The 26,083-nt window shown below is 66.0% G+C and carries 30 protein-coding genes; 14 read left to right on the forward strand and 16 right to left on the reverse strand.

Annotated features, from left to right (window positions below; translation table 11 throughout):
* The 8 genes from nusB to JQ639_RS19545 form a co-directional block, all read right to left on the reverse strand.
* Positions 1–504, reverse strand: a complete 504-nt coding sequence (gene nusB / locus JQ639_RS19510; protein ID WP_211970628.1) for a transcription antitermination factor NusB — start codon at positions 502–504, stop codon at positions 1–3.
* 5 nt (positions 505–509) lie between these two features.
* The gene (gene ribH, locus JQ639_RS19515; protein WP_211970629.1) at positions 510–998 is read right to left on the reverse strand and encodes a 6,7-dimethyl-8-ribityllumazine synthase; all 489 of its coding nucleotides are present in this window, start codon (positions 996–998) and stop codon (positions 510–512) included.
* Between the two features lie 108 nt (positions 999–1,106).
* Positions 1,107–1,706 (reverse strand): demethoxyubiquinone hydroxylase family protein, encoded by a 600-nt coding sequence (locus tag JQ639_RS19520; RefSeq protein WP_211970630.1) that lies wholly within the window; start codon positions 1,704–1,706, stop codon positions 1,107–1,109.
* 68 nt (positions 1,707–1,774) lie between these two features.
* Positions 1,775–2,386 carry a riboflavin synthase gene (locus JQ639_RS19525; protein ID WP_211970631.1) on the reverse strand — a complete coding sequence of 204 codons (612 nt, stop codon included), beginning with the start codon at positions 2,384–2,386 and terminating at the stop codon, positions 1,775–1,777.
* Complete coding sequence (ribD, locus tag JQ639_RS19530) at positions 2,386–3,543, reverse strand: bifunctional diaminohydroxyphosphoribosylaminopyrimidine deaminase/5-amino-6-(5-phosphoribosylamino)uracil reductase RibD (RefSeq protein ID WP_211970632.1); 1,158 nt, start codon at positions 3,541–3,543, stop codon at positions 2,386–2,388. Before ribD ends, JQ639_RS19525 begins: the two co-directional genes overlap by 1 nt.
* Positions 3,540–4,022, reverse strand: a complete 483-nt coding sequence (gene nrdR, locus JQ639_RS19535; protein ID WP_211970633.1) for a transcriptional regulator NrdR — start codon at positions 4,020–4,022, stop codon at positions 3,540–3,542. The genes ribD and nrdR overlap by 4 nt, the downstream gene beginning before the upstream one ends.
* A gap of 45 nt (positions 4,023–4,067) precedes the next feature.
* Entirely contained in the window at positions 4,068–5,369 is a 1,302-nt protein-coding gene (gene glyA, locus JQ639_RS19540) for a serine hydroxymethyltransferase (RefSeq protein WP_211970634.1), read from the reverse strand.
* A gap of 299 nt (positions 5,370–5,668) precedes the next feature.
* Positions 5,669–6,052, reverse strand: coding sequence for a thiol-disulfide oxidoreductase DCC family protein (locus JQ639_RS19545; protein WP_211970687.1), 384 nt, complete (start codon positions 6,050–6,052; stop codon positions 5,669–5,671).
* A gap of 191 nt (positions 6,053–6,243) precedes the next feature.
* Between JQ639_RS19545 and JQ639_RS19550 the strand changes: the two genes are divergently transcribed.
* The 3 genes from JQ639_RS19550 to JQ639_RS19560 are packed head-to-tail and all read left to right on the forward strand — an operon-like array spanning position 6,244 to position 7,878.
* A complete protein-coding gene (locus JQ639_RS19550) occupies positions 6,244–6,846 on the forward strand; it encodes a hypothetical protein (RefSeq protein ID WP_211970635.1) in 603 nt (200 codons plus the stop codon).
* Complete coding sequence (locus tag JQ639_RS19555) at positions 6,846–7,598, forward strand: hypothetical protein (protein ID WP_211970636.1); 753 nt, start codon at positions 6,846–6,848, stop codon at positions 7,596–7,598. Before JQ639_RS19550 ends, JQ639_RS19555 begins: the two co-directional genes overlap by 1 nt.
* Before the next feature lie 58 nt (positions 7,599–7,656).
* Complete coding sequence (locus JQ639_RS19560; RefSeq protein ID WP_211970637.1) at positions 7,657–7,878, forward strand: hypothetical protein; 222 nt, start codon at positions 7,657–7,659, stop codon at positions 7,876–7,878.
* Positions 7,879–9,406: 1,528 nt separating this feature from the next.
* On the opposite strand, the gene JQ639_RS19565 is transcribed toward JQ639_RS19560, so the two are convergent.
* The 3 genes from JQ639_RS19565 to JQ639_RS19575 all read right to left on the reverse strand — a co-directional run bounded on the left by JQ639_RS19565 (position 9,407) and on the right by JQ639_RS19575 (position 11,585).
* Complete coding sequence (locus JQ639_RS19565; RefSeq protein ID WP_211970638.1) at positions 9,407–9,703, reverse strand: HU family DNA-binding protein; 297 nt, start codon at positions 9,701–9,703, stop codon at positions 9,407–9,409.
* Positions 9,704–10,103: 400 nt separating this feature from the next.
* Positions 10,104–10,619: a transcriptional regulator LdtR gene (gene ldtR, locus JQ639_RS19570; RefSeq protein ID WP_211970639.1), complete on the reverse strand. Its 516-nt coding sequence runs from the start codon at positions 10,617–10,619 to the stop codon at positions 10,104–10,106.
* 501 nt (positions 10,620–11,120) lie between these two features.
* Positions 11,121–11,585 (reverse strand): DUF6163 family protein, encoded by a 465-nt coding sequence (locus tag JQ639_RS19575; RefSeq protein WP_211970640.1) that lies wholly within the window; start codon positions 11,583–11,585, stop codon positions 11,121–11,123.
* A 334-nt stretch (positions 11,586–11,919) separates the two neighbouring features.
* Here JQ639_RS19575 and hemB point away from each other — a divergent pair, with 334 nt between their 5' ends.
* From hemB to JQ639_RS19590, 3 genes are all read left to right on the forward strand, one after another.
* A complete protein-coding gene (hemB, locus tag JQ639_RS19580; protein ID WP_211970641.1) occupies positions 11,920–12,981 on the forward strand; it encodes a porphobilinogen synthase in 1,062 nt (353 codons plus the stop codon).
* Between the two features lie 199 nt (positions 12,982–13,180).
* The gene (locus JQ639_RS19585; RefSeq protein WP_211970642.1) at positions 13,181–13,774 is read left to right on the forward strand and encodes an RDD family protein; all 594 of its coding nucleotides are present in this window, start codon (positions 13,181–13,183) and stop codon (positions 13,772–13,774) included.
* 220 nt (positions 13,775–13,994) lie between these two features.
* On the forward strand, positions 13,995–14,768 hold the full coding sequence (locus JQ639_RS19590) for an arginyltransferase (protein WP_211970643.1): 774 nt from the start codon (positions 13,995–13,997) through the stop codon (positions 14,766–14,768).
* 174 nt (positions 14,769–14,942) lie between these two features.
* Here the strand turns inward: JQ639_RS19590 and JQ639_RS19595 are convergent, their stop codons facing one another.
* Positions 14,943–15,578 carry an FMN-dependent NADH-azoreductase gene (locus JQ639_RS19595; protein WP_211970644.1) on the reverse strand — a complete coding sequence of 212 codons (636 nt, stop codon included), beginning with the start codon at positions 15,576–15,578 and terminating at the stop codon, positions 14,943–14,945.
* 171 nt (positions 15,579–15,749) lie between these two features.
* On the opposite strand from JQ639_RS19595, the gene JQ639_RS19600 reads away from it, so the two are divergent.
* The 3 genes from JQ639_RS19600 (at position 15,750) to JQ639_RS19610 (ending at position 17,075) form a co-directional block, all read left to right on the forward strand.
* Positions 15,750–16,100, forward strand: a complete 351-nt coding sequence (locus JQ639_RS19600) for a winged helix-turn-helix transcriptional regulator (protein ID WP_349644692.1) — start codon at positions 15,750–15,752, stop codon at positions 16,098–16,100.
* A 35-nt stretch (positions 16,101–16,135) separates the two neighbouring features.
* Positions 16,136–16,564 (forward strand): anthrone oxygenase family protein, encoded by a 429-nt coding sequence (locus JQ639_RS19605; RefSeq protein WP_211970645.1) that lies wholly within the window; start codon positions 16,136–16,138, stop codon positions 16,562–16,564.
* 136 nt (positions 16,565–16,700) lie between these two features.
* A complete protein-coding gene (locus tag JQ639_RS19610; RefSeq protein ID WP_211970646.1) occupies positions 16,701–17,075 on the forward strand; it encodes a VOC family protein in 375 nt (124 codons plus the stop codon).
* On the opposite strand, the gene JQ639_RS19615 is transcribed toward JQ639_RS19610, so the two are convergent.
* Positions 17,072–18,448 carry an Nramp family divalent metal transporter gene (locus JQ639_RS19615; protein ID WP_211970647.1) on the reverse strand — a complete coding sequence of 459 codons (1,377 nt, stop codon included), beginning with the start codon at positions 18,446–18,448 and terminating at the stop codon, positions 17,072–17,074. The genes JQ639_RS19610 and JQ639_RS19615 overlap by 4 nt on opposite strands.
* Positions 18,449–18,603: 155 nt before the next feature.
* On the opposite strand from JQ639_RS19615, the gene JQ639_RS19620 reads away from it, so the two are divergent.
* The 4 genes from JQ639_RS19620 to JQ639_RS19635 all read left to right on the forward strand — a co-directional run bounded on the left by JQ639_RS19620 (position 18,604) and on the right by JQ639_RS19635 (position 21,727).
* The gene (locus tag JQ639_RS19620; protein ID WP_211970648.1) at positions 18,604–19,860 is read left to right on the forward strand and encodes an MFS transporter; all 1,257 of its coding nucleotides are present in this window, start codon (positions 18,604–18,606) and stop codon (positions 19,858–19,860) included.
* A gap of 153 nt (positions 19,861–20,013) precedes the next feature.
* Complete coding sequence (locus JQ639_RS19625; protein ID WP_211970649.1) at positions 20,014–20,634, forward strand: PadR family transcriptional regulator; 621 nt, start codon at positions 20,014–20,016, stop codon at positions 20,632–20,634.
* Complete coding sequence (locus tag JQ639_RS19630; protein ID WP_211970650.1) at positions 20,631–21,395, forward strand: class II aldolase/adducin family protein; 765 nt, start codon at positions 20,631–20,633, stop codon at positions 21,393–21,395. Before JQ639_RS19625 ends, JQ639_RS19630 begins: the two co-directional genes overlap by 4 nt.
* Before the next feature lie 41 nt (positions 21,396–21,436).
* Positions 21,437–21,727, forward strand: coding sequence for a DUF2798 domain-containing protein (locus tag JQ639_RS19635; protein WP_211970651.1), 291 nt, complete (start codon positions 21,437–21,439; stop codon positions 21,725–21,727).
* Between the two features lie 59 nt (positions 21,728–21,786).
* Here the strand turns inward: JQ639_RS19635 and tsaA are convergent, their stop codons facing one another.
* Both tsaA and parC read right to left on the reverse strand, forming a co-directional pair.
* Complete coding sequence (gene tsaA, locus JQ639_RS19640; RefSeq protein ID WP_211970652.1) at positions 21,787–22,284, reverse strand: tRNA (N6-threonylcarbamoyladenosine(37)-N6)-methyltransferase TrmO; 498 nt, start codon at positions 22,282–22,284, stop codon at positions 21,787–21,789.
* Between the two features lie 156 nt (positions 22,285–22,440).
* On the reverse strand, positions 22,441–24,723 hold the full coding sequence (parC, locus tag JQ639_RS19645; protein ID WP_211970653.1) for a DNA topoisomerase IV subunit A: 2,283 nt from the start codon (positions 24,721–24,723) through the stop codon (positions 22,441–22,443).
* Positions 24,724–24,925: 202 nt separating this feature from the next.
* Here parC and JQ639_RS19650 point away from each other — a divergent pair, with 202 nt between their 5' ends.
* Positions 24,926–25,216 carry a hypothetical protein gene (locus JQ639_RS19650; RefSeq protein WP_211970654.1) on the forward strand — a complete coding sequence of 97 codons (291 nt, stop codon included), beginning with the start codon at positions 24,926–24,928 and terminating at the stop codon, positions 25,214–25,216.
* A gap of 103 nt (positions 25,217–25,319) precedes the next feature.
* Here JQ639_RS19650 and recO read toward each other — a convergent pair whose 3' ends face one another.
* Positions 25,320–26,081 (reverse strand): DNA repair protein RecO, encoded by a 762-nt coding sequence (gene recO, locus JQ639_RS19655; protein ID WP_211970655.1) that lies wholly within the window; start codon positions 26,079–26,081, stop codon positions 25,320–25,322.
* Between the last annotated feature and the right edge of the window lie 2 nt (positions 26,082–26,083).

Genomic DNA, 26,083 nt, shown 5'->3' on the forward strand with positions numbered 1-26,083 from the left:
TCAGCCGCCGGACTGGTTGAACTCGTCGGCGCGGAAGTGGCGGCCGATCTGGTCCAGCACGGCGTTGACGAGGCCGGTCTCATCGCGATCGACGAAGGCGTTGGCGACGTCGACATATTCCTTGATGACGACGCGTCCCGGCACGTCGCGGCGGTGCTCGAGCTCATAGGCGCCGGCGCGCAGCACCGCGCGCAGGATGGCGTCGATGCGCTGCAGTGGCCAGCCCTTGTTCAGCGCCTCGTCGAGCATCGGGTCGATGCGGCCCTGGTCGCGCACCACACCGGCGACGACGTCGCGGAAGAACGCCGCCTCGGCCGGCAGATAGGTGTCGCCCTCGATCTCGTTGCCGAGCCAGTGGCTTTCGAACTCGGCGAAGATGTCGTTCACGCCGGCGCCGGCGATGTCCATCTGGTACAGCGCCTGCACGGCAGCGAGCCGCGCGGCGCCGCGCCGGTTGGCCTTCTTCGGCTCGGACTTGTTGGCGGCGGGTTTGGAATCGGCCATGGCGATCACTTCGCGAGGCGGCGCTTGATGCGCAGCATGGCGAGCGCGGCCCGCGCGGCATCGCCGCCCTTGTCGAGTTCGCTGCGGCGGGCGCGCGCCCACGCCTGCGCGTCGGTGTTGACGGTGATGATGCCGTTGCCGAGCGGAATGCGGCGGGCGACCGCAAGGTCCATCAGGGCACGCGAGGATTCCATCGACACGATCTCGAAATGAATGGTGTCGCCACGCACGACGCAGCCGAGCGCGATCACCGCGTCATAGGGCTTGCCTCCCTGCTCCGCCGCGTCGAGCGCGATCGCGATCGCCGCCGGAATCTCCAGCGCGCCGGGCACAGTGAGAATGTCGTGGGTGAGACCCGCGGCATCGAGTTCCGCGCGGGCGCCTTCCAGCAGCGCGTCCTGGATGTCGTCGTAGAAGCGCGCCTCCACGATCAGCGCGCGGGCGCCGCGAATATCGGTCTGGTCTTTCAACGGGGCGCGGCGAGCGTCGGCCATCGGTGTTCAATCCATGTCGGTCGTCAGGGGGTGCCGGGGGTTTTAGTCGCACCGGCCCCGGAAGCCAAGCCAATATTGCACTGCAAACCCTCTGAGAACACGCGGCTTTCAAGATTTTGCCGACTTCAGCGCCCATGCCATCCGCTGTGAATCGCCCCAGGTGGACAACCAGATCAAACCATCTGTCGCGATCGCAATGACCGTGCGCAGCAATCGTACTCCCCTGCCCGGGGCCTGCAACTGTTCTTCGGCATGATCCAGGTGGGCGATTTCCTCCGCGCGGATCGAGAGCACGATGCCATGCAGCTCGGCATCGCGATCGCGCAGGAAATGCAGCTGGTCGTCGAGATGCCGATGCACCGTGGCCTCGACGGCGGCCGTACAGGCCCAGATGCCCCGGCGACCGAGCAGCGCCGTGACAAGGCCGAGCAGCCAGCCACCCCAGCTCCAGAGCTGCATCACGCGGCACGGACGCGATCCGCGGGACGGCATTGCCGCCCGGAAGATCGCGCAATGCGTGCGTTCGTGTCCGCGCATCGCGGTCAGGGCCGCGACACAGTCCGGCCAGAACAGGCGAGCGACGGCGATCTGGGCGGAATAGATCCGGATCGCCCCGAACTCGCCGGCATGGTTGACGCGAACGATCCGGGCGATGGTCAGGGCGTCGCGCGGGTCGACGGTCTTGCGTGTGCCGGCGTGGTGCAACATGCGGCGCCCCGGAGGCTGTCCCTGACGCCGCCTGGCGAGACCGGTCCGGCTCGCGGCGAGGTCTACCGTTATGCCCGCATCTCGGTCAGCCGCGCGGCGTAGCGCGCCATCAGGTCGACCTCGATGTTGATCTCCTGCCCCTCCCGCCAGTCGCCGATCGTGGTCACGGTCAGCGTGTGCGGGATGATCAGCACCGAGAACTGGTCGTCGGCCACCGTGTTGACGGTCAGCGACACGCCATCGAGGGTGATCGAGCCCTTGGGCGCGATGAAGCGGGCCAGCTCGCGCGGGGCGCGCAGCTCGAACCGCGCCATGTCCGGCAGGTCGTCGCGGGCGACGATGGTGGCGATGCCGTCGGCATGACCGGCGACGATGTGGCCGCCGAGCTCGTCGCCGATCTTGAGCGCGCGCTCGAGGTTGAGGCGGGAGCCCTGCGTCCAGTGCTGCGCCGTGGTCATGCGCAGCGTCTCGGCCGCGGCGTCGACATCGAACCAGGTCTGGCCGTCGGCGACGCCGGAGCCGACCACCGTGAGGCAGACGCCGTTGCAGGCGATCGAGGCGCCGTCGGCAATGGTGCTCTGGTCATAGCGGCAGGCGATGCGCAGGCGATGCAGCTGGCCCTGGGCGGTGGGCGAGAACCGGCTGATCTCGCCAATGTCGGTGATGATACCTGTAAACATCAGTTTCGCTCGTAGATCGTGAGAAGATCGGATTGCAATGTTTCGGTGCTGCGCACCCGCCATGCCGGCGACGCCGTGATCGTCGACAGCGGCAGGCCGTGCAGCGCGGCGACGCCGTCGTCGCCGATGACCTGCGGCCCGCGCAACAGCCAGACCTCATCGACGAGGCCGGCGGCGACGAAGGCGGCGGCGATCTGGGCACCGCCCTCCACCATCAGGCGGGTGACACCGCGTTGCGCCAGTTCGTGCACAACCGCATCGAGCGCGACGCCCGTCGGCCCGGCCGGCAGCCGCACCACCTGCGCGCCCTCGGCGCCGAGAATGGCCGCGGCCGGAGCTTCCGCCGCGGTGCCGGTGAGCACCCACAGCGGCGTCTGGCGTGCCGACGCCGCGAGCCGGCTCGCCGGCTTGAGGCGCAGATGGGTGTCGAGCACGACGCGCACCGGCGAGCGCGCCGCCATGCCGGGCAGCCGACAGGTCAGCACGGGATCGTCCGCCCGCGCGGTGCCGACACCGATCAGGATGGCGTCGCACTGCGCCCGCAACAGGTGCACCCGCGCCTGCGCGGCCGCGCCGGTGATGGCGACGGGTTGGTGTCCGGCGCTCGCGATGCGGTCGTCGCGGGACACCGCGAGCTTGAGGATGATATGAGGCCGGCCGTCGCGCACCCGGCGGAAATGGCCGGCATGGTCGCGTGCCGCCTCCTCGGCGCCGAGGCCGACATCGACCTTGATGCCGGCCGCGCGCAGCCTTGCGTGGCCCTGGCCGGCGACGGCGGGATTGGGATCCTCGATCGCGCTGACGACGCGGGCGATGCCGGCGGCGATGATGGCGTCCGCGCAGGGTGGCGTCTTGCCGTGATGGGAGCACGGCTCCAGCGTGACATAGAGCGTGGCGCCGCGCGCGGCGGCCCCGGCGCGCTGCAGTGCCTGGGGTTCGGCATGGGGCCGGCCGCCCGGCGCCGTCCAGCCGCGCCCGAGAATGACCCCGTCCTTGACCACGACCGCGCCGACAGCGGGGTTCGGCCAGGTGCGGCCGAGGCCGCGCCGGCCCAGCGCAAGGGCGAGCTGCATGTAGCGCTCGTCGGCGTCCCTTTCGGCGGTCCTGGCCTGTGCGAGCTCGCCCGCGACCTTGGTTTCCAGGATGCGGAAGATCATTTTCGCAGGAGCAGCGCGCGCGGGTCTTCTTCGCTCGACAGTTCGCCCAGCACCGCCTCGAAGTCCTTGGCCTCGCGGAAGTTGCGATAGACCGAGGCGAAGCGGACATAGGCGACGTCGTCGAGCTCGCGCAGGTGCTCCATCACGATCTCGCCGATCGCTTCCGAAGACACCTCGGCCTCGCCGCCGCTCTCCAGTTCACGCACGATGGTGGAGACCATCTTCTCGACCCGCTCGGGGTCGACCGGCCGCTTGCGCAGGCTGATCTGCAGCGAGCGGACGAGCTTGTCGCGGTCGAACGGCACCCGGCGGCCATTGCGCTTGATCACCGTGAGCTCGCGCAACTGCACGCGCTCGAAGGTGGTGAAGCGGAAGTTACAGGCCATGCACACGCGCCGCCGGCGGATCACGGACGAGTCTTCCGTCGGCCGCGAATCCTTCACCTGCGTATCGAGACTGTTGCAACTCGGGCAGCGCATGCGCCTGTGACCTTCCCCTTGGACCTTGCCGGGAGCCGTTGAGCCTTACTGGTAGATCGGGAAGCGGTCGGTCAGCTCGCGCACGCGGGCCTTGACCGCGGCCTCAACCAGCGGCGCCTGGGCTTCGCCCGACTGCGCGACCGCGTTCAGCACCTCGGAGATCATCTCGCCGACCTGCTTGAACTCGGCAACGCCGAAGCCGCGCGTGGTCGCCGCCGGGGTGCCGAGGCGGATGCCCGAGGTGACGAACGGCTTCTCCGGATCGAACGGCACGCCGTTCTTGTTGCAGGTGATGGCCGAGCGGACCAGCGCCTTCTCGGAGATGTTGCCCTTGAGGCCCTTGGGCCGCAGGTCCACCAGCATCAGGTGGTTGTCGGTGCCGCCCGACACGATGTCGAAGCCATTGGCGCGCAGCGTCTCGGCCAGCGCCTTGGCATTTTCCACGACGTTCTTCGCATAGACCTTGAATTCCGGACGCAGCGCCTCGGCGAACGCCACCGCCTTGGCAGCGATGACATGCATCAGCGGGCCGCCCTGCAGGCCGGGGAAGATCGCCGAGTTGAGCTTCTTGGCGATCGCCTCGTCGTTGCTCAGGATCAGGCCGCCGCGCGGACCGCGCAGCGACTTGTGGGTGGTGGTGGTGGTGACGTGGGCATAGGGCACGGGCGACGCATGCACGCCACCGGCGACGAGGCCGGCGAAGTGCGCCATGTCGACCAGGAGATACGCGCCGACGCTGTCGGCGATCTCGCGGAAGCGCTTGAAGTCCCAGGCCCGCGAATAGGCCGAGCCGCCGGCAACGATCAGCTTGGGCTTGACCTGCTCGGCCTGCCTGGCGACCTCGTCCATGTCGATGATCTGGTCGTCACGACGCACGGTGTAGTGCACCGGCTTGAACCACTTGCCGGACATGTTGACCGGCGCGCCGTGGGTCAGATGGCCGCCCGCGGCGAGGTCGAGGCCCATGAAGGTATCGCCCGGCTGCAGCAGCGCCAGGAACACGGCCTGGTTCATCTGGCTGCCGGAGTTCGGCTGGACGTTGGCAAAACCCGCGCCGAACAGCTTCTTGGCGCGCTCGATGGCCAGGTTCTCGGCGATGTCGACGAACTCGCAGCCGCCATAGTAGCGTGCGCCCGGATAGCCTTCCGCATACTTGTTGGTCATCACCGAGCCCTGCGCCTCGAGCACGGCGCGGCTGACGATGTTCTCCGACGCGATCAGCTCGATCTCGTGCTGCTGGCGGCCGAGCTCGCCCTTGATGGCGGCCGCGATCTCGGGATCGGCCTCGGCGAGGGTCGCGGAGAAGAACGTCTCGGTGGTGTTGGCGGGCTTGGCAGAAGAGCTCATAGGCGGAAAAGTCTCCACCGCCGCGGCCTGTCGGTGCGGGCGCGTACGGTCACGAGGGGTGGTCGGAAACGGCGCTCGGGGCTTAGCATATCGCCGCCGGGCGGCCAAGTTCCAGTGCTGCAAGGCGGCCAATTATACCACATCTGGCGGTCCGGGAGCCGCCGGGGAGCGGCCTTGGACGGCTCATGCCCGGCCCGGGGCGCGGTTGAAATGCGTTTGGCGGATCATTCGCAGCCCGGCCGCGCGCCAGGCCTCGGATCCCGCCTCGGATCCCGCGCCCGGACGACCCGGCCAATGGCCTACCAGTGGCCCTTGCGCCGGTTCCAGGCGTAGAGGACATCGGCGAAGCGATCGTAGCTGAACCGGGCCAGCGACCGGACCACCGGCAGGCCGGCCAGCCGCCCGAGCCAGGCGTCGCCCGGCGTGCGCAGCCAGATCGCGGCGGCGCAATCCGCTCCGACAAGCAGCCGCCCATCGGCATCCACGCCATGCAGGCGGCGGCGCACGTCCTCGATCCCCGCGCCGAACCGCTCGAGCGCGTCGGGCTCCAGATTGATGTCACGGAATTCGATCGCCCCTGCCCGCGCCGCCCGTACCAGCCGATTGCGCTGCCAGTCGATGCCGGCATCACAGACCGGACAGCGGGTGTTGTACCAGACGGTGAGTTTGGGAAGCGGGGCTATTGGGGAATCTCCAGACTGCTCGCTGCGCGTTCCACGCCCACAATTACCGGCTTTCCACCTAAGTTGCGCCGGATAACCACGGAAAATAAGAACAAAGAGGAAACCTCCCCTTGTATGGAACTCACAACCGAGAGATACAGAAGATTATTTCTACAGCAATTGATTCGCCCCTATAGTTCGGAACCTGAGCAATGGCAAAGAATTCCGGTAAAGCTAGCGGGACCTCCCGCATCAAGTTCATCATGTTCGACGCCGAGATTGCCGACGACCAGCTTCAGTCGGTCACCCAAGCGATCACCAACGCATTACGAGGACCTGCTCAGGCTCCGAAGCGCTTAGCGCCATCCCCTGCCCAATTGAATGGCAGCAACGGAGCAGCGGCCGAGCACGATGACGAGCCCGACCTGTTCGATCACGCCGATGAGGCCGAGGCCGCCGTCGATGTGACGCCAGCTGCGCCGAAGAAGAAGGCCCAGCGCAGAGTAGCTCCAAAGCCAAATATGATTTTGATCGACACCGACAGCGAGCCGCCACTTTCATCGCTGGTTGACCCGAAGAGTAATCATCGGCGCTATTTGATGATTGCAGCGTGGCTGCACGATCACCGTGCCACGCCAGTCATCACTCAGGACCACATCTATTCCTGCTACCGGCTGTTGGGTTGGCCGACCGACATCGGCGACTTCGCCCAGCCTTTGCGGGAGTTGAAGCATAAGCAGTATTTCTCCACTCCCGAGCGTGGGAAGTACGCCATTAACCAGCTTGGGCTGCACAAGGCCAAAGAAGCCGAGTAATGCAGCTCAACGAGTTGATCGAGCAGGTCGCCGAGTTCAATACCGCGGCGCCGAAGGAACGTATAAAACTCTTAGCTTGGTGGCTTCACACCCACGGAGGCAAAGAGTTCTTCGGGCCTACCGACATCCGCCAGTGCTGCAACAAGCTCCATATCGGGGAGCCTCCGTCGCTCGCCACATATCTCTCCCGGTTAGCCGACGCCAAGGACCTCATCGCAGAACGCGGCAAGTATAAGCTTGCGCGCTCGGCACGATCTGAGCTGGACAAGATGTACGGTGTACATCACAGCGTCGTAACGGTGAGCAAGATCCTCACCGAACTGCCGGCGAAGGTGCCCAGCGTCGAGGAACGCGCCTTCTTGCAGGAAGCGCTGAAGTGCTACCGCATCGAGGCCTACCGGGCCTGCATAGTCATGACATGGAATTTGGCCTACGCGCATCTGCTGGATTGGATACTGAAGGACGTCAACAAGCTCACGTCGTTCAATACCACCATCCCGAAACGCTTCCCCGCTCTTAAGAATCTCCGAGTCTCGAAATACGACGACTTTAGAGACGAGCTAAAAGAGCGTCAGGTTGTCGAGATTTGCAGCAGCGCGGGACTGATTAACGACGACATCTTCAAGATACTAAAGGCGAAGCTGGACCGTCGAAATAGCGCGGCTCATCCGTCGACCGTTGTTGTTGTCCAATCACAGGCCGACGACATGATTACCGACCTCATCAACAACGTTGTGCTCGCGCTGACCTAAAATTTTCTTGATTTCACGATTGCTGCCCCAAGAACGTTGTTTACGGATGGAGTGACCGATGAAGAAAAGCGAGGCCGAGCCGGCCATCCGTACCCTTGCAACGCAATGGTTCAATACATTGCCGGCGGACGAGCAAGTACACCCCAGCTTCTACGCATTTAAAGCCTGGCTCTCTGCCAATCATTATTCTCTTTACTTGAACTTCCGATCGAGAATGGGCGCCGACTACGATGCGGAAATGTGGTTTGACGACGAATTAGGTCAAAACTGGAGAAGATAGCGCTCTCGCGGAGACGATCACTGCGATGGAGTGCTGAGGCACTGGCCTTACCTCACGGACTTAATCCAGTTTAAAGTACGCTCGGACCAATCTCGGAATTGCTGCGGCAGGACTATCAGCGCTCAAAACCGATAAGGCAGTCGACAAATTCGCCGATCAGGTGACATTTGGCTCGCGTATCAAAGAATGGCTGAAAGATATCGAGAATGCCGAACAGCACGTTAGGTCCATAACGGCACCACACAGGTCATGAACGAGATTTTTGAATCGGCACTAACGCCATAGCCACGGCGCAGCAACGATCCCAACAATGATGATGGCCGCGAGGATCGCCATCCATCCCTTGGCGTCGAAATCGAAGCCTGGACTCTTAAACCGCAGTTGGTGGTTAGACATCACACAGCTCTCCATTGAGTACACTTAGGTGCTGTGTGTCGGGGGGATTTAGATATGTGACCTAAAATCGGAATGGTTGGCAAGAGGTCTAGATAGAGTCCGGCGCTGATTTTGGCTTGTGTGGATTGAATTCTTAACTAGCGTAGATCGGAATATGCATTAGCGGATATTTTTATAGCGCATTCGCTATTTAGCACTCCATTTCAATGAAGATACTTGTTCATCGAGATGCACATTTGTGAAGGCTCCTGGCAACACCCGCGGCTGATTCGGCCTCTGGTCCCCGCAATTTTTCTAATGCACTGATGCGGTCCTTGAGCACGACAAACACTCTATCGTTATTGCACAACTGGCAGGCCGCCTGCGCTGAAAACGCCACTCCGGAGAGCAAATCGGCACGCAAGAAAGGGAAATTGTTGCTGCTTCTAGAGCCGGTCTGTCGCCGCCATGCCCGATCTGTCAGTCAATCCTTCGCGCCCCAACGACGTCCGACCAAAGCCCAATGGCGCCACCGGCCGCACCTGGCGGCTCCGGCTTTTCTGCTGGTGACACTGGATATCCCGCCGGTCGGCCTGCTGCTCCGCGCGATGTTCAATGGCTACTTCCTGACACTGGTCGTTGCCGCCCCCATCGCGACCGCTGTCGTTGCGCTCGACGGCCGCTTCGCTCTGGCCGTCGGCATCGGCTTGATCGCGACAATTGCGTTAGCATCGCGCCGCTGGTTCTTGCAGCAAATGGACGCCCGCCTGCGTGACCGGGAGGCCGGTGATGCCGATGCGCCGCGCCCGCTGCGACGGTTGGATTGGGGCGGCATGCCCGGCAATGCGGCTCAGCTCGCCGTCGTCATTGCCAGCATTCCCTATGTCGCGGTCGCACCAGCCTGGCCGACGACTACCAGGAAGATCTTCGTCGAGCGCGGCACGTGCCTTCGCGCAGCGCTACATGCCTACAAGAAAGCGACTTCCCTGCAAGAAGGCGGTTTGCCTGCAAAAAAACGCCGACCCGGAAGACCGGATCGGCGTCTCAGAACGACCATCATTTGCTGCGCAGGCCCGGTGGTCTTGTGCCCCCGGACTGAAAGACGCGGTGTTCGAAGCGAATCACTCAGGCGGATTCGCCGCAGCCGGCTGCCTCAGACCGCGTCCTTGGCGACCTTCAGCGGCGACGCCTTGACGGACTTGCTGGCGGGCTTGGCCGCGAATTGCATCGGCTCCTTCGTGAAGGGGTTGACCCCCATGCGGGCCTCGGTCGCTGGCTTGTTCACGACCGACATCTTGACGAAGCCGGGAATGACGAACTCGCCGGACTCGTTCAGCTCCTTGTAGCCCACGGTCGCCATCTGCTCGATGACGGCCTTGACGTCGGCCTTGGAAATCTGGGTGCCCTCTGCAATCGCGTCGATCAACTGGGTCTTGGTCATCTTGGGCATTCGGAAATCCTCTGAATTGGGGTGCACGAGCTGCGCTGTCACTCTTGCCTGAAACGTGGTTGAACCACGTGGCGCGCCTTCACTCATGCCAACTGTGATGAAGTCTGCGGCCTTTAAACCCATTGCCCCCCAAAACGCAAGCCGCAGTTCGATGTGGGTTCCGCACCAAACCCCCTTCCCATTTCGCTCGCGCCGGCGCAGCCGGCAGGCGCGAGCGAGCCGCGGGTGCGACATCCTGACGACCGCCGTCGCGGTCATCGGCAGGCGTGCCGCCTGATTCCACGTGCAAAAAAACGCCGACCCGGGAGACCGGATCGGCGTGCGAGAAGGGGAAATTGTTGTTGTTGCGTGGGGCCGGCGGTCTGTCGCCGCCGTGCCCGAATCCCGGATGTCGTCGCGCTCAGAGGCGATACAGGATCTGGTCGGTCCAGAACCGCTCGAGGCGATGCAGCGACTTGTTGAGGTTCGCGAACTCCTCGTTCGAGATGCCGCCGACCAGCTCCACGGTCTTGACGTGCTTCTGGTACAGCGCCTCGACGACGCGACGAATCTCCTGGCCCTGCGCCGTGAGGCGGATACGGACCGAGCGGCGATCGACACGCGAGCGCTGGTGATCGAGGAAGCCCATCTCGACGAGCTTCTTGAGGTTGTAGGACACGTTCGAGCCGAGATAGTAGCCGCGCGTGCGCAGCTCGCCCGCAGTCAGCTCCTTGTCGCCGATGTTGTAGAGCAGCAGCGCCTGCACCGAATTGATGTCGGAGCGGCCGCGGCGATCGAACTCGTCCTTGATGACATCGAGCAGGCGGCGATGCAGCCGCTCCACCAGAGTGAGAGCCTCGAGGTAGAGCGACTGGATGGCCGGCTTGCCGGCGTCGCGTTCAACGGGTTCGACCGCCGTCGCTACGGCTTTGATCATGACACTTTCCCCTGTCGTCGTTTTTATCGACTTATTCGACGAAACTTTTGTCCCGTCTGATAGCGCCAACGTAAGGGTCGCTTTTGAAGATCAGCTTAAACAACACCATAAAGAGATCATGAATTTGAGAGAGTGAATCGACAATTAAGCCAGCAAAATCAGGGCGTTTTGTCATGATTGATTGACCAATGGAGCGCCCTGTTCACGCTTCGTCTGCGGCCGTGTCGCATTGCAGGACAGCACCGCTCAAATTCGAAATATTGCGGTAAGACCTGAGGCCCGCCCTGTTCAAAAATCGATAACTATGGCGCAGCGACAGCGCTTAACGCGCCGCCAGAAGGGCGTCGCGAATGGCACCGATATGGATACTTGGAGCGGGAGGCGGCCGTCGCAGCGCATAGTGTGCGTTTCGATCGTGGCCGCAGGCGGTCTCATTTCGAGACAAAACAACGAGACATAACAAGAAGGGACCGGTGACGTCGGCGCGAGCGCCCTCGCCCGCTACGGCGGACGCTCCTTGGCCGCCATCCACGCCAGCGTGAGATAGCCGACCAGCAACACGCCCTCGACGGCGACGATGACGATGTTGCCGCCATAGATGTTCGGAAACATCAGCTCGATGACCGCCATCGACACCACCGAGGTCAGCCACACCACCGCGCCCCACGGCGTCGCCAGCCACAGCCCGACCGCAGCGACGAGTTCGATCACCGCGAAGTAGATGGTGGCGGTCTGCCACGACAGCGTCTGGTTCTCGAACGCCTCGTCCTCGTTGCCGACAAAGCCGGTGACCTGCGCCCAGTGGTAGAGCCCCTTGGCGATGGCCAGCACCGCCATGATGCGCAGGAAGATGACCAGCCGCCGCGTCCAGGCGCCGTCGCCGGATTCGCTCACCCCCGCCGTGATGGCGGACATCATCGGCGCCGCATCACGCGCGGTGCGATCATGGCCGGTGGACTCACTCATCGGGCTGCCGTCTTCTCACAACTCGCAGCCGTGGACCGGCTGCCCTGAACAGGCCGCCTTGGACAAAATGTCCGAGGAAGCGGATACCTCCCTCTTATATCAAGTGAAGGCGGGTTCAGGAATTGCGAAGGCAGCTTGTGGAACCGCCATCAACGGGATTTCATCCCGTTCGCCCACGCACAGGTCCGTGCGCGGCCGGCGAACGCGGTGACGACAGCGGCACGGGATGCTAAGTCTGCGCCCGTACAACGGATTTGGGCATTCGGCCGCCGGCGCGCCTGTGAGCGCGGGGCATGCCGGAACCGGACACCGACTTTCAGGGAGACGACAGGTCATGGCGATCAAATTCGGACGGCCGATCGAGATGCGCGGCGAGCCGCGGCGGGACGCGGACGCTGGTGCGTCGCGTCTCGACCTCGCGGTCCGGCCGCGCCGCAACCGCAAGGCCGAATGGGCCCGCCGCATGGTGCGAGAGAATGTGCTCACCACCGACGACCTGATCTGGCCGATGTTCGTGGTCGACGGCGACAACAAGCGCCTGCCGGTGGCCTCGATGCCGGGCGTCGACCGTCTCAGCGTCGATCAGGTGGTGCGCGACGCCGAGCGCGCGGCCAGGCTCTCGATTCCCTGCATCGCGCTGTTCCCCTACACCGACCCGTCGCTGCGCGACGAGACCGGCAGCGAAGCGCTCAACGCCGACAACCTCGTGTGCCAGGCGACCCGCGCCATCAAGAAAGAGTTTCCCGACATCGGCGTGCTCTGCGACGTCGCGCTCGACCCTTTCACCAGCCATGGCCATGACGGCCTGCTGCAGGACGGCGTCATTCTCAACGACGAGACCGTCGCGGTGCTGGTGCGCCAGGCGCTGGTGCAGGCGGAAGCCGGCTGCGACATCATCGCGCCGTCGGACATGATGGATGGCCGTGTCGGCGCGATCCGCGCGGCGCTCGACCATGCCGGCCTGCTCGACGTCCAGGTCATGGCCTACGCCGCCAAATACGCCTCCGCGTTCTACGGCCCGTTCCGCGATGCCATCGGCTCGGCCAAGACGCTGACGGGCGACAAGCGCACCTACCAGATGGACCCCGCCAACTCCGACGAGGCACTGCGCGAGGTCGCGCTCGATCTCGAGGAAGGCGCCGACATGGTGATGGTGAAGCCCGGCCTGCCCTATCTCGACATCGTGCGGCGGGTGAAAGACACCTTCGGCGTGCCGACCTTCGCCTACCAGGTGTCGGGCGAGTACGCGATGATCGCCGGCGCCGCGGCCAATGGCTGGATCGACGGCGACCGCGCCATGGTCGAGAGCCTGGTGGCATTCAAGCGCGCCGGCGCCAACGGCGTGCTCACTTATTTCGCGCCGCAGGTCGCCGCGATGCTCGCCGGCCACCGCTGACGCCGGCCCGGCGCGGCCCCAGCCGCGCCGCCACCGCGCGGGCGAAGACGTGCATCCCCGGAACATCCCGATGGGCCGCCACACTGGCGCCGCAAACGCTGCGCGTTTTGTCGCCGGGAACCCATGGCGTCCGGTGAAAACCACCCCTTGTGCCGGAAATGGCGCATCGCCATGTCATCCGCCGTCGGAGGGACGAGCTATGTCGGATTCATCGCAGGGCAATGGCAACTGGCGCAACAGCGGCCCGCAGGGCGGCTGGCAGTCGCGCGGTGGCGCCTGGCGCAGCCCCGGCGGCTTCGAGGCCCGGCCGCACGCCTATGACCCCACCACCCAGCCGGAACTGTTCCGTGGCGTGCTGCTGCGGCGCGTGTTCGCCTTCCTGATCGACCTCGTGGTGCTGTCGATCCCGGTGGTGCTGGCGTGGATCTTCATTGCCGTGTTCGGCCTGATCACGCTCGGCCTCGGCTGGGCGCTGTTCTGGCTGGTGTGGCCGGCGACCGTGGTGTGGGCCATCGTCTACTATGGCACGACGCTCGGCGGCCCGCACTCGGCCACCGTCGGCATGCGCGCCATGGATCTGCAATTGCGCACCTGGTACGGCGAGCCCGGCTATTTCGTGCTCGGCGCCGTCCATGCGGTGCTGTTCTGGGTGTCGGTCTCGGTGTTCAGCCCGATCCTGTTGATCGGCCTGTTCAACGGTCGCAGGCGCCTGCTGCACGATATCCTCCTCGGCACCGTGGTCATCAACCGCACGCCCTACGGCGCCGCGGCCCGGCCCATGCGGACGGTCTGAGGCCCGCAAAACGCCCGTTGACCACCGGCGGTCCGGCGGCGATCATGCGCCGATGGACCGCAGCAGCCCGACGCCGGGCTCGCGTTTCCGGCGCGTCCCGGTTCCATGACAGGAACCGGCGGTCAACTGGTTGCAGTATTGTCCAAGCAGAGCATTTTGTTCACGCGAATCGCGGTCACTTCGCTGGAAACGTGCTCTCGGCGGAGGCTGACGTAATTCCGTGACGCAACACTCCCGCGACACCCCGCAATTCTACCTCACGGCGCCGTCGCCGTGCCCCTACCTGCCGGGCCGTCACGAGCGCAAGGTGTTCACCCACCTCGTCGGCGACAAGGCCGGCGATCTCAACGACCTCCTCACCCATGGCGGCTTCCGCCGCAGCCAGTCGATCGCTTATCGCCCGGCCTGCGACAACTGCCGCGCCTGCGTCTCGGTGCGGGTGATCGCCAACGAATTCCGCGCCTCGCGCAACCTGCGCAAGGTTCAGGCACGCAACAGTGACATCGTCGGCGAGCTGCGCCCCGCCGCCCCGACGTCAGAGCAGTACTCGGTGTTTCGCGCCTATCTCGACGAGCGCCATCGCCATGGCGGCATGGCCGACATGACGGTGCTCGACTACGCCATGATGGTGGAGGACAGCCACGTCCAGACCCGCCTGATCGAGTACCGCACCCGCGGCCCCGACACCGGCATCACCGGACGCGGCGAGCGACTGATCGCGGTGGCGCTGACCGACATCCTCAGCGACGGGCTGTCGATGGTCTACTCGTTCTTCGAGCCCGGCGAGCACGAGCGCTCGCTCGGCACTTTCATGATCCTCGACCACATCACCCGGGCGCGGCGCATGGGCCTGCCTTACGTCTATCTCGGCTACTGGATCGAGGGCTCCAAGAAGATGGACTACAAGGGCCGCTTCCTGCCCCAGCAGCGCCTCGCCCCGAGCGGCTGGCTCCGCGTCGACGCCACCGGTGGCATCGGCGAACCGCAGGACTGAGCGACGGCCGGGACGCATCACCTTCCCGCGCCCTCGACACCACAACGCCCCGTCTCGCGCGCGAATGCCCGGCCCCTGGCCGGGCAGGACGCTTGTCGTGGAGATCGATTCATTAAAAAGATCAGTCGCCTGTCGACACTTGCTGAGACGTCGCTGGCGGCGCTTCAGGCTCGGTCATGCGACCTGCGGCAGGGCCTGGAGGCGGCCAACGGCGTCGAGCGCGCCCGCCAGCGCCTTCTCGCGGTGATCCGGACCGACCTGGATGCCCTCGGCAACGATGATCTCCGGCGCGGTGATGCCGATGAAGCCGAACACCCAGCGCAGGTAGCTGTCGAGATGCTCACCGGCGGCCGCCGGCATGCCCGGCCCATAGTAGCCGCCGCGCGACACGATGATGATCACGCGTTTGCCCCCGGCCAGCCCCTGCGGCCCATTTGGGCCGTAGCTGAAGGTCTTCCCCGCTACCAGAATGTGATCGATCCAGGCCTTGAGCTGGCTCGACACCGAGAAGTTGTACATCGGCGCGCCGATGACCACGACGTCAGCCGCCAGAAACTCGTCGAGCACGGCCTGCCGCGCCGCGAGCTCCTGGGCCATGGCGGCGCTCTCCGGCGCTGCGCCATGGGCCGCGGCGAGATGGGCCGCCGAGAGATGCGAGGGCGGCGCGCTGCCGATGTCGCGGTAGGTCACCTCGACATTCGGCAGGGTCTGCCGCAGCCGCTCCACGGCCGCCGCGGACAGTTGCCGCGACACCGAATGGCCACCGAGGATGCTGGCGTCGATGTGAAGGAGTTTGGTCGGATGGCTCATTCCAGTCACCTTTTGGTTTCAGGTATCAATTTGTGCCCTGGACTATATGAGTGACCGCGCCTACATTCCGCAAGAAGGCACATTTTCAGAACCTGGGAACATCCATTGCCCCCACGCACAGCGGCGATACCCGCGCACAGCGATGTAACCGACCCTGCCCCGCCCCACCGCGTGGACGACTGCCGCGCGGTCGGCTCGGTGCTGGCGCGGGTCGGCGACAAGTGGAGCGTGCTGGTGATCATGCTGCTGCAGGGCGGCCCGCGCCGCTTCAACGAGCTCAAGCGCATGATCAACGGTGTGTCGCAGCGCATGCTGACGCTGACGCTGCGCGGCCTCGAGCGTGACGGGCTTGTCACCCGCACGATGTACCCGACCATCCCGCCTCGCGTGGACTATGCCCTGACCGACCTCGGTCGTTCACTGGCCGAGCCGGTCAAGGCGCTCGGCAACTGGGCGTTCGCCAACATGACCGACATCGAGCAGGCACGCCGCGCCTTCGACACCCGCAACGACGCCGGCTGACCCGAGGGCACGGCGGCCCATCACGGAGGACGCCCATGCTGATCGGATATCTCGCGCTCGCGACCGCCGCGGCCTTCGCGGGCGCCGCGGTCTACATCAACGTCGCCGAGCAGCCGGCACGGCTGACGCTCGACGATCGCGCCCTGCTCGCCCAATGGAAGCCGAGCTATGCCCGCGGCCTCGTCATGCAGGCGAGCCTTGCGATCCTGTCCGGCGTACTGGCGCTCGGCGCGTGGTGGATCGGCGGCGACGCCCGCTGGCTCGTCGGCGCGGCGCTGATGCTGGCCAACTGGCCGTGGACCCTGATCGCGATGCTGCCCACCAACAACCGCCTCAAGGCGATCCCCGAGACAAGCGCCGATGCCGCGTCACGCGCGCAGATCCTGTCGTGGGGACGTCTTCATGCCGTGCGCAGCGCGCTCGGCCTTGCGGCGATCGTCGCCGACGTCTGGGCGCTGAGCTGACCGCGCTCTGCAGCAACATTGCCAATCGCAAGCGCGACAATCCGACCTGCTGACAGCAGCACCGCGTTGCGCGCATGTCGCGGCGCGACTGCCGGCGATCCGCGCCGCGCACAAGCATGATGACAGGACACACGGCATGTCGGCTCTTCGCGCGCGCATCGGCGCGATCTTCATTCCCGTCAGCGACATCGCCAGTGCCAAGGCCTGGTACGCGCGGCTGCTGCAAACCGCCTGCCCGGCGACGCTGCACGGCCATCTTGCCGTGTTCGCCCTCGCGGGCGGCATCCATCTCGTGCTGGATGCGAAGATCTTCGTCCCCGGCGCATCCCGGGACGCGCCGCTGTTTCATTTCGATGCCGACGATATCGACGCAGCGCTCATCCATGTCCAGGCGCTCGGGGCGACCATCGTGACGCCGCTGCAGTCCGGCCACTGGTTCACCTTCCGCGATCCGGACGGCAACGTGCTGATGGCCTGCCGCTGCGCCGCGGAGGAAGCGCCGGCGGCCTAACCGCCGGTCGCGAAGTCGAACACCAGCTTGGCGTTGAGCACGATGATGATGGCGGCGATCAGCGCCGCCGCCGCGGTCAGCCAGCGCGGCGCGACGAACACGCCCATCTTGGCCCGGCTCGCGGTGATCGTCACCAGCGGCACGATGGCGAACGGCAGCTGCAGGCTGAGCACCACCTGACTGAGGATGAGCAGCTCGGCCGTGCCCTTCTCGCCGTACCACAGCGTCACCAGCGCCGCCGGCACGATGGCAATCATCCGCGTGATCATGCGGCGCAGCCACGGCGCAACCTTGATATGAATGAAGCCTTCCATGACGATCTGGCCGGACAGCGTCGCCGTCACCGTCGAGTTGAGGCCGCAGCACAGCAGCGCGATGCCGAACAGCGATGGCGCCAGCGTCGAGCCGAGCAGTGGCGACAGGAAGGCGTGCGCCTGGTCGAGCTCGGCGACGTCGGTCTTGCCGGCCTTGTGGAAGGTCGCCGCCGCCAGGATCAGGATCGAGGCGTTGATGGTCAGCGCGAGACACAGCGCCACAGTCGAGTCGATCGTCGACAGGCGGATGGCCTCGCGCTTCTCCGCCTCGCTGTCGCCGTAGCCGCGGGTCTGCACCAGGCCCGAATGCAGGTAGAGATTGTGCGGCATCACGGTGGCGCCGATGATGCCGAGCGCGAGATAGAGCATGTCGCGGTTGGCGACGATCTCGATGGTCGGCGCGAAGCCGCTGATCACCGCGCCCCAGTCCGGATCGGCCATGGCGATCTGCACCGCAAAGCACGCGGCGATGACGCCGAGCAGCGCCACCACGAACGCCTCGACATAGCGAAAGCCGAGCGCCTGCAGCGCCAGGATCACGAACACATCGGCGGCGGTGATCAGCACGCCGATCTCGAGAGGAATGCCGAACAGCAGGTTGAGGCCGATGGCGGTGCCGATGATCTCGGCAAGATCGGTGGCGCCGATGGCAATCTCCGCGAACAGCCACAGCGGCCACGCCACCCACGACGGATAGGCGTCGCGGCAGGCCTGCGCGAGGTCGCGTCCCGAACCGACGCCAAGACGCGTGCACAGCGCCTGCAGCACCACCGCCATGATGTTGGAAATCAGCGCGACCGACAGCAGCGCGTAGCCGAACTTGGAGCCGCCGGCGAGCGAAGTCGCCCAGTTGCCGGGGTCCATGTAGCCGACGGCGACGAGATAGCCCGGGCCGAGGAAGGCAAGCAGCTTGCGCCAGAACGAACCGCCCCGCGCCACTCTGACCGAACCGAACACATTGGCGAGCGACGGCTCGCCGCGCGCCGCGCGCCAGCCGCCTGCCTGATCCGGACCGGCGGCCGCCGGCACCGGAGCCTCAAATGGGGTCTTTGCATCCATGCCCGAAGAACAGCATAGCCCGCCCTTAATTGCAACTCATTTGCAACTGCATCTGAACATGACCCGTTTCCCGTTCAAACCTGTCCGGAAACGGGTGGGTCGGTACCGGGGCGAAGCCTAGTCAAGGGGCAGCCAATCCCGATGGAAGTGCCCCAATGTCCTCCACCCCGTCCAAGTCCCTGCCGCCCGCCTTCAACCGCCTCGCCTGGTCCAACCTCGCCGCCCAGTCGGCCGAGCAGATCGCGCTCGCCGCAGCGCCCATCGTTGCCGTGCTGCTGCTCGGCGTCAGCGAAGGCGAGACCGGGGTGCTGCAGACCGCCCTCACCTTGCCCTTCGTGCTGTTTGCGATTCCCGCCGGGCTCCTCGCCGATCGTCTGTCGCGGCGCTGGCTGATGGCCGGCGCCGAGGCGCTGCGCGCCGGCGCACTCATCGTCATCCTGGTGCTGATCGCGAGCCACACGCTCAGCATGCCCCTGCTGGCGCTGCTCGGCTTCGTCTCGGTGTGCGGCACGGTGATGTACAGTGTCGCGGCGCCGGCGTTGGTGCCGGCACTGGTCGGCGCCGACGCGCTCGCGGCTGCCAATGCCCGCATCGAGCTGGCGCGCACCGTGGCGTTCGCCGCAGGTCCTGCGCTCGGCGGCACGCTGGTCGGCTTCGTCGGCACGGCGCCGGCGTTCGGTGTGGCCGCCGCGCTGTCGGCGATCGCGGTGGTGACGCTGTCGGGCGTCGCCGAGCCGGCGCGCCCGCCAGCGGCGCAGCGTCACCCGCTGCAGGACATCCGCGAAGGGGCCGCATTCGTCTTCACTCATACACTGCTGCGGCCCGTGTTCATCACCCAGTTCATCTTCAACACCTCGTCGTTCCTGGTGCTGGCGGTGTTCGTACCCTATGCAGTGCGCCATCTGCAGCTCTCCGCCTCCGGCGTTGGCGCTACGCTCGGCATGTACGGGGTCGGCATGATCATCGGCGCGTTGCTGGCGACACGCATCCTCGCGCGGCTGGCGTTCGGCACGGTGATTGCGCTGGGACCGGTGTGCGGCTTTCTCGCCGCAGCGATCCTGGCGCTGTCGATTATCGTGCCGCTCGCGCCGGTCGCCTGGCTCGGCTTCTTCCTTCTCGGCGCTGGCCCGATCCTGTGGGTGATCAGCACGACGACGCTGCGCCAGGCGGTGACGCCGGCACGCCTGCTCGGCCGCGTCTCGGCGATCAACATCATGAGCTATGGCGCACGCCCGCTGGGCGCAGCGATCGGCGCGATCGTCGGTGCCGTCTATGGCGCCGAAGCGTGCCTGTGCCTCGCCGTCGCCGGCTTCGGCCTGCAGGCGCTGGTCATCCTGCTGTCCCCTGCCGTCGGCCTGCGCCGCCAGCCCGCGATGGTCGATGCCTGCGAGGCGGCCGCCGGACGGCCGTAAGCGGCCGGCCGCCTTGCGCACGCACTAACCAGCGGATCCCGCTGCGATTTCCCCGTTTCCAACTGGCCCCCGCGTGCAGCGGCTCGCGGGGGCCTTGACTTTTGCGTTATCTAGATCATATTTCGATATATCTAAATCATAACGAGAAGACACATGAGACATCGATTTGGCGGCCGGGACCGGCACGAAGGCTTTCACGAGGACGCGGAACACGGACATCGCCGGCACGGACGGCACCACCGCGGCGAGGAACACGCCAGCGGCTTCGGCCGTGGCGAACATGGTTTTGGCCGTGGACGCGGCCGGCGTGGCGGACGGTTGTTCGGCCATGGCGAGCTCCGCTTCCTGATCCTGCACCTGATCGCCGAGCGTCCGCGCCACGGCTACGAGGTGATCAAGGACATCGAGGAGACCCTCGGCGGCGCCTACAGCCCGAGCCCGGGCGTGGTCTATCCGACCCTCACCCTGCTGCAGGAAATGGGCCTTGCCACGGTCACCGCCCCGGACGGCCCGCGCAAGCTCTACGAGATCACCGACGCCGGGCGCGCCTATCTCGAAGAGAACAAGACCATCGTCGACGAGGTGCTGGCCCGACTCAAGGCGGCAAGCGCCGCGGAACGGCCCGGACCCGCGCCACAGCTCGTCCGCGCCATGGAGAACCTGCGGCTCGCGCTGCAACTGCGCCAGTCGCGGGGACCGCTGACACCCGAACAGGTCCGCGCCATCGCCGCCGCGCTCGACGCCGCCGCGGTCGCGATCGAGGACGTGAAATGACTGACAGCGCGGCAGCCGGCGCACCACCGATCGCAGACGCCCTCGCCCGCGACCTGCTTCAACTCGCCAGCGGCTGCCGCATCCTGCACCAGCAGGGCCACGCCGACATGACCCTCGGCCATCTGTCGCTGCGCGATCCCGATGGCCGCGGCGTGTGGCTGAAGCGCTCGGGCATCGGCCTCGGCGAGGTGCGAGATCCCAGCGACTTCGTGCTGATCGACTTCGACGGTCGACGCCTCGCCGGCGACGGCCGTCTCCACAAGGAATGGCCGCTGCACACCGAAATCCTGCGCGCACGCCCGGACATCAACGTCGTCGGCCACAGCCATCCGTTCCACGCCACCGCGTTTTCCGCGCTCGACATCGAGCTGCGCGCCGTCACCAACGAGGCGGTCTATCTCGGTCCGCGCGTTCCACGCTTCAACGACACCACCGGCCTCATCGACACCCCGCAGCTCGGCGCCGCGCTCGCGCATACGCTTGGCGACGCATCGTCGGTGCTCATGCGCAACCACGGCATCGCCTTCGTCGGCCGCTCCATTGCGGCCTGCACGCTGACCGGCGTGTTCCTGGAGCGCGCCTGCCGCTCACAACTCGCCCTGCTAGCCACCGGGCTGCCCTATGCCGCAACACCGGCGGCCGAGATCGCCGCCAAGCAGGCGCAGATCCTCGACGACACGCTGCTCGCGACATTCTGGGCGTTCTACAGGCGTGGCCTGGCTCCTCCCATCAACATTACTCAACACCACACAGACCCATGAACACTCTTTCGACCCACCTTCCGCCCACGGGCTCCGTGCCCGTGGACATCGATACCACGCGCCTCGCACCGTCGGCTCTCGAACCCTTCAACCTGCCGCGCCGCTACGCCACCATCGTCGCCGCGGTGCTGCTGTCGCTCATCCTGTCGCTGGTCACCGCGGCCGTCTCGACCACCGTCGGCTTCGGCCTGCGCGAGGGTTATCTGCTGCGCTGGCTGGTCGCATGGATCATGTCCTGGATGATCGCGCTGCCGGTGCTGTGCGCCGCCCTGCCGATGATCCGGCGGATCATCATCCGCCTCGAACCGGACGCCTACGCCCGCCGGTCCTGACACCACCGCGCCGCGACGCCCGCGCGCATCTCGCGTTCACGGTGTCGAATGCCGCCGTGTCAATGGTCGCCGACTTCGAAATCACCGGGCTGTGGCGGCGCGATCGGCGTGAACGCGCAACGGTCCGGCTTGAGATCGACGAGCGGCGTGCCGTCGAGACAATCGAGGCCGCGCACCAGCACGGTCGATCCCTCGATGCCGACGAGCTTTGCGATCGACGTGCCCAGCGGATTGGGCCGTACTGGCGAGCGCAGCGAGAACGTGCCGCGTGTCGCGCCGTCACTCGCCGGGCTCTGCAGCACGAGATCCCGGCGCGATTGATGCAGCCAGTAGATCACCTCGACCTGCTCGTAGAGATCAAGCCCCGTCAGCGCCGGCCCCCACGGATCGAAGATCTCTATGCGGCATGCCGGGCCGTCCTGACGCCCTTGCCGCGGCGTCTGAAGCCGCGACGTCCAGGGCGTGCGAATGCGGCCGATAAAGATCAGCCCGGCATCGGTCGGCGGCGGCAACTCCACCACCACCTCACCCTCGCGGATTTCGTTCTCGCGGACCATCGCGGCATCCTTCCCGTCACTGCAGAGAGGAAATCTAGCGCCGCCTGCCCGTCGCACGCAAATCGGTGTGTCGCATCTCGATCGCTCGACTCTCAAAACGCACATGCCCGGCGCAAAGGCCGGGCATAAGGGATTCGATGATGTAACGGGCGACCGTCAGGACGCCGGCTCGGGCGGTGGCGGCGGCTCGATGGTCTTGCCGAACTTGTTCGACTTCGGAAAACCCTTCGGCGGCAGGCGACCGGCATCGGAACGGGCGCCGCGCCAGTCGGCGAGCTCCCGGGCGCTGACGCTGAACTCGCGGCCAGCGGAGTCCTTCCAGGTCAGACCTTCCTTGAGATTGAAGGTGACGACATCGGACAGACCACCGTCCTTGTAACGCTGCAGCCGCACGCCGCGGCCACGCGCCATCTCCGGCACCTGGTCGAGCGGGAACACCAGCATCTTGCGGTTGTCGCCGATCACCGCGACGGTGTCGCCATCGATGGTGGTGAGCGCCCGCGCCTCGTTCGGCGGCGTGACGTTCAGCACCTGCTTGCCCTTGCGGGTGTTGCCGATGCAGTCGTCCTCATTGACGATGAAGCCCTGGCCGTCATGGCCCGCGACCAGGAACTTGCGGCCGCCGGACGACACGAACAGCGACACGATGGAGGCATCCTGCTCCATGTCGATGAACATGCGGATGGGATCGCCATGGCCGCGGCCGCCGGGCAGCTTGGCAGCGTCGAGCGTGTAGAACCGCCCGTTGGTGGCGAACAGCAGCAGCTTCGACGTCGTCTCGGCGAAGAACGCATAGCCAAGGCGGTCGTCGGTCTTGAACGTCAGGTTGGAGAGGTCGGCGACCTGTCCCTTGAGCGTGCGGACCCAGCCCTTGTCGGATACCACCACCGTGATCGGCTCGCGCTCGACCAGCGCCTCTTCCATCGCGGCGATATCGTGCTCCGGCGCATCGGCGAACGCGGTGCGGCGCTTGCCGAGCGGTGTCTTCGGACCGAACATGTCGCGCACGGTGCGCACCTGCTCGCCGACCTTGGCCCACTGCTTGGCCTCCGAGCCGAGGACCCCCTCGATGCCCTTGAGCTCGGCGCGAAGCTCCTTGTCCTCGCGGCGAATCTCGATTTCCTCGAGCTTGCGCAATGAACGCAGGCGCATGTTGAGGATGGCGTCGGCCTGGACCTCGGTAAGCGTGAACGCCTTCATCAGGACGGGCTTGGGCTCGTCCTCGCTGCGGATGATCCGGATCACCTCGTCGAGGTTGAGATAGGCGATCAGGTAGCCGCCAAGCACCTCGAGGCGATGCTCGATCTGCTGCTTGCGATAGGTTGAGCGGCGCAGCAGGACATCGCGCAGGTGGTCGAGCCACTCGCGCAGCGCTTCCGCAAGGCCCAGCACCTTGGGGATCCGGCCCTTCACCAGCACGTTGAGATTGAGCGGAATGCGGCTTTCGAGCTCGGTGAGCTTGAACAGCGATTCCATCAGCAGCGCCGGATCGACGGTGCGCGACTTCGGCTCGATGACAATGCGCACGTCCTCGGCGGACTCGTCGCGAATGTCGCCGACCAGCGGCAGCTTGCGGTCGTTGAGCAGCTCGGCGATCTTCTCGATCAGGCGCGACTTCTGCACCAGCCACGGAATTTCCGTGACCACCACCGTCCAGGTGCCGCGGGCGCCCTCTTCCTGGTGCCACTTGGCGCGGGTGCGGAACGAGCCGCGGCCAGTGGTGTAGGCCTCGGCAATGGTTTCCTTGGAATCGATGATGATGCCGCCGGTCGGAAAGTCCGGGCCCTTCACCCAGCGCAGCAGCGCCCTGGACTTGGCGTCCGGCTTCTCGATGAGATGCAGCGCGGCGTCGCAGAGCTCGGCGGCGTTGTGCGGCGGGATCGCCGTCGCCATGCCGACTGCAATGCCCTGCGCGCCGTTGGCGAGCAGGTTCGGGAAGCCGCCGGGCAGCACCGCCGGCTCCTTCGACTGGCCGTCATAGTTCGGCCGGAACTCGACCGCGTCCTCGTCGATGCCTTCGAGCAGCAGACGCGCGACATCGGTCATGCGCGCTTCGGTGTAGCGGTAGGCGGCGGGATTATCGCCGTCGATGTTGCCGAAATTGCCCTGGCCGTCGACCAGCGGGTAGCGCGCGGCGAAGTCCTGGGCGAGGCGCACCAAGGCGTCATAGATCGACTGGTCGCCGTGCGGATGGAAGCTGCCCATCACGTCGCCGACGATCTTGGCCGACTTCTTGAACGTCGCGCCCGGATCGAGGCGCAGCAGCCGCATGCCATAGAGGATGCGGCGGTGAACGGGCTTCAGGCCGTCGCGGGCGTCCGGCAGCGCCCGGTGCATGATGGTCGACAGGGCGTACGCCAGGTAGCGCTCTTCCAGCGCCTCGCGCAGGGCGACGTCTTCGACCGGAGCCGGTTCAGGCGGAATCACTCTTTTTCCCATGGGATGGGGTTAACCGCTGCGCCGTCAATGAACAAGAAATGAATTTTTCAGACATCTCTTGTTGGGGGTCGGCGTGCCATAAATTCCGCACACTGGCCGCATTACGGAACCGTCAGTGTCCGACGACCCGGTTCCGGGTTATCGTGGCACCAGCCCGACCGGCGTCCACCCGGACGGGCGGCTGGATCAGGAGGTAAGGAAAATGCGTCGTTTCATGTTTGCCGCCGCAGCCATCGTGGCCCTGGCGAGCGCGAGCCTGGCCACCGGCGGCCGTGCGGAAGCCATGCCGCTCAACGGCGGCCTGACGGCCCCGGCGGCGACGGAACAGGTCTATCTGCGTTGCACCCGCGTCTGGAACGGCTGGACCTGGGTTCGCCGCTGCGTCGACGTCGCCCCAGCCTACGGCTACGGATACGGCGGCGGCTACTATGGCCCCGGCTACGGCTATTACGGCGGCTGGCGTCCGCGCCCGCGCTACTACGGCTACTACTGAGCCGCACCGACATTCACCGGCCCGCCGTCCGCGGGCCGGTGCACTTCAAAGACCTGCACGCGCCCGCCTGTCGTCGCTTCAGGACGGCTCCGCGCACGACGGGTCATGCCCCCTCGATGCGCCGCACGAGCCGCGCGCGGCCGCGCATGACAGCGGCGATGAAGCCTTCGCGGGCATCGGAATGGCCCTGCCCGCGCGGCTCCAGCACATGGCGCAGCAGAAACAGCCCGGTCAGCCGGAAGCCGTCGACGAGGTCCGCATCGGACCAGGCGATGTCGCCGCCCTCGTCCTCGCGCAGGAACGGCGGCAGCGGCAACAGGCGGTCGCGCCACGGCTCGCCGGCCTGCCGTGACACCGCGTTGCCGGACTTCGGCGACACGTAGATCAGGTCATGGGTGACGCCGGTGGCGGCGCAGTTGCCAAGGTCGAGGCCGAAGCCGAGTTCGGTCAACATGGCCAGCTCGAAACGCACCGTGTGCACGCCGGCATGCCCGGCATCCTCGAAATCGTCGAGGATCGCCTCCAGCATCTCGTAGATGTCCTCGTGCGGATCGCGCTCCGGCAACAGCCGCGCGATCGCGGCGAGATGGGTGATGCCGTACGCGGCATGGGGCGACGCCAGCATGGTGGCGGCGCGCAGCTGGATGCCGTCGAGCTGATAGTAGCCGAGATGCTCGTCGAGCCGCGCCCGCCAGATCGCGCTGACGGTATTGCCGGGTTGCAGCACCGGCCGCATCCGCGTCCCGGCGCCGCCGCGCACGAGGCCGAGATGGCGGCCGTGCGCGCGCGTCAGCAGTTCGACGACGGCGTTGGCCTCGCCATGCCGGCGCACGCCCAGAACGATGCCTTCATCGGTCCATTCCATGG

It is taken from the genome of Bradyrhizobium sp. U87765 SZCCT0048 (assembly GCF_018131225.1).
Classification (GTDB): Bacteria; Pseudomonadota; Alphaproteobacteria; order Rhizobiales; family Xanthobacteraceae; genus Bradyrhizobium_A.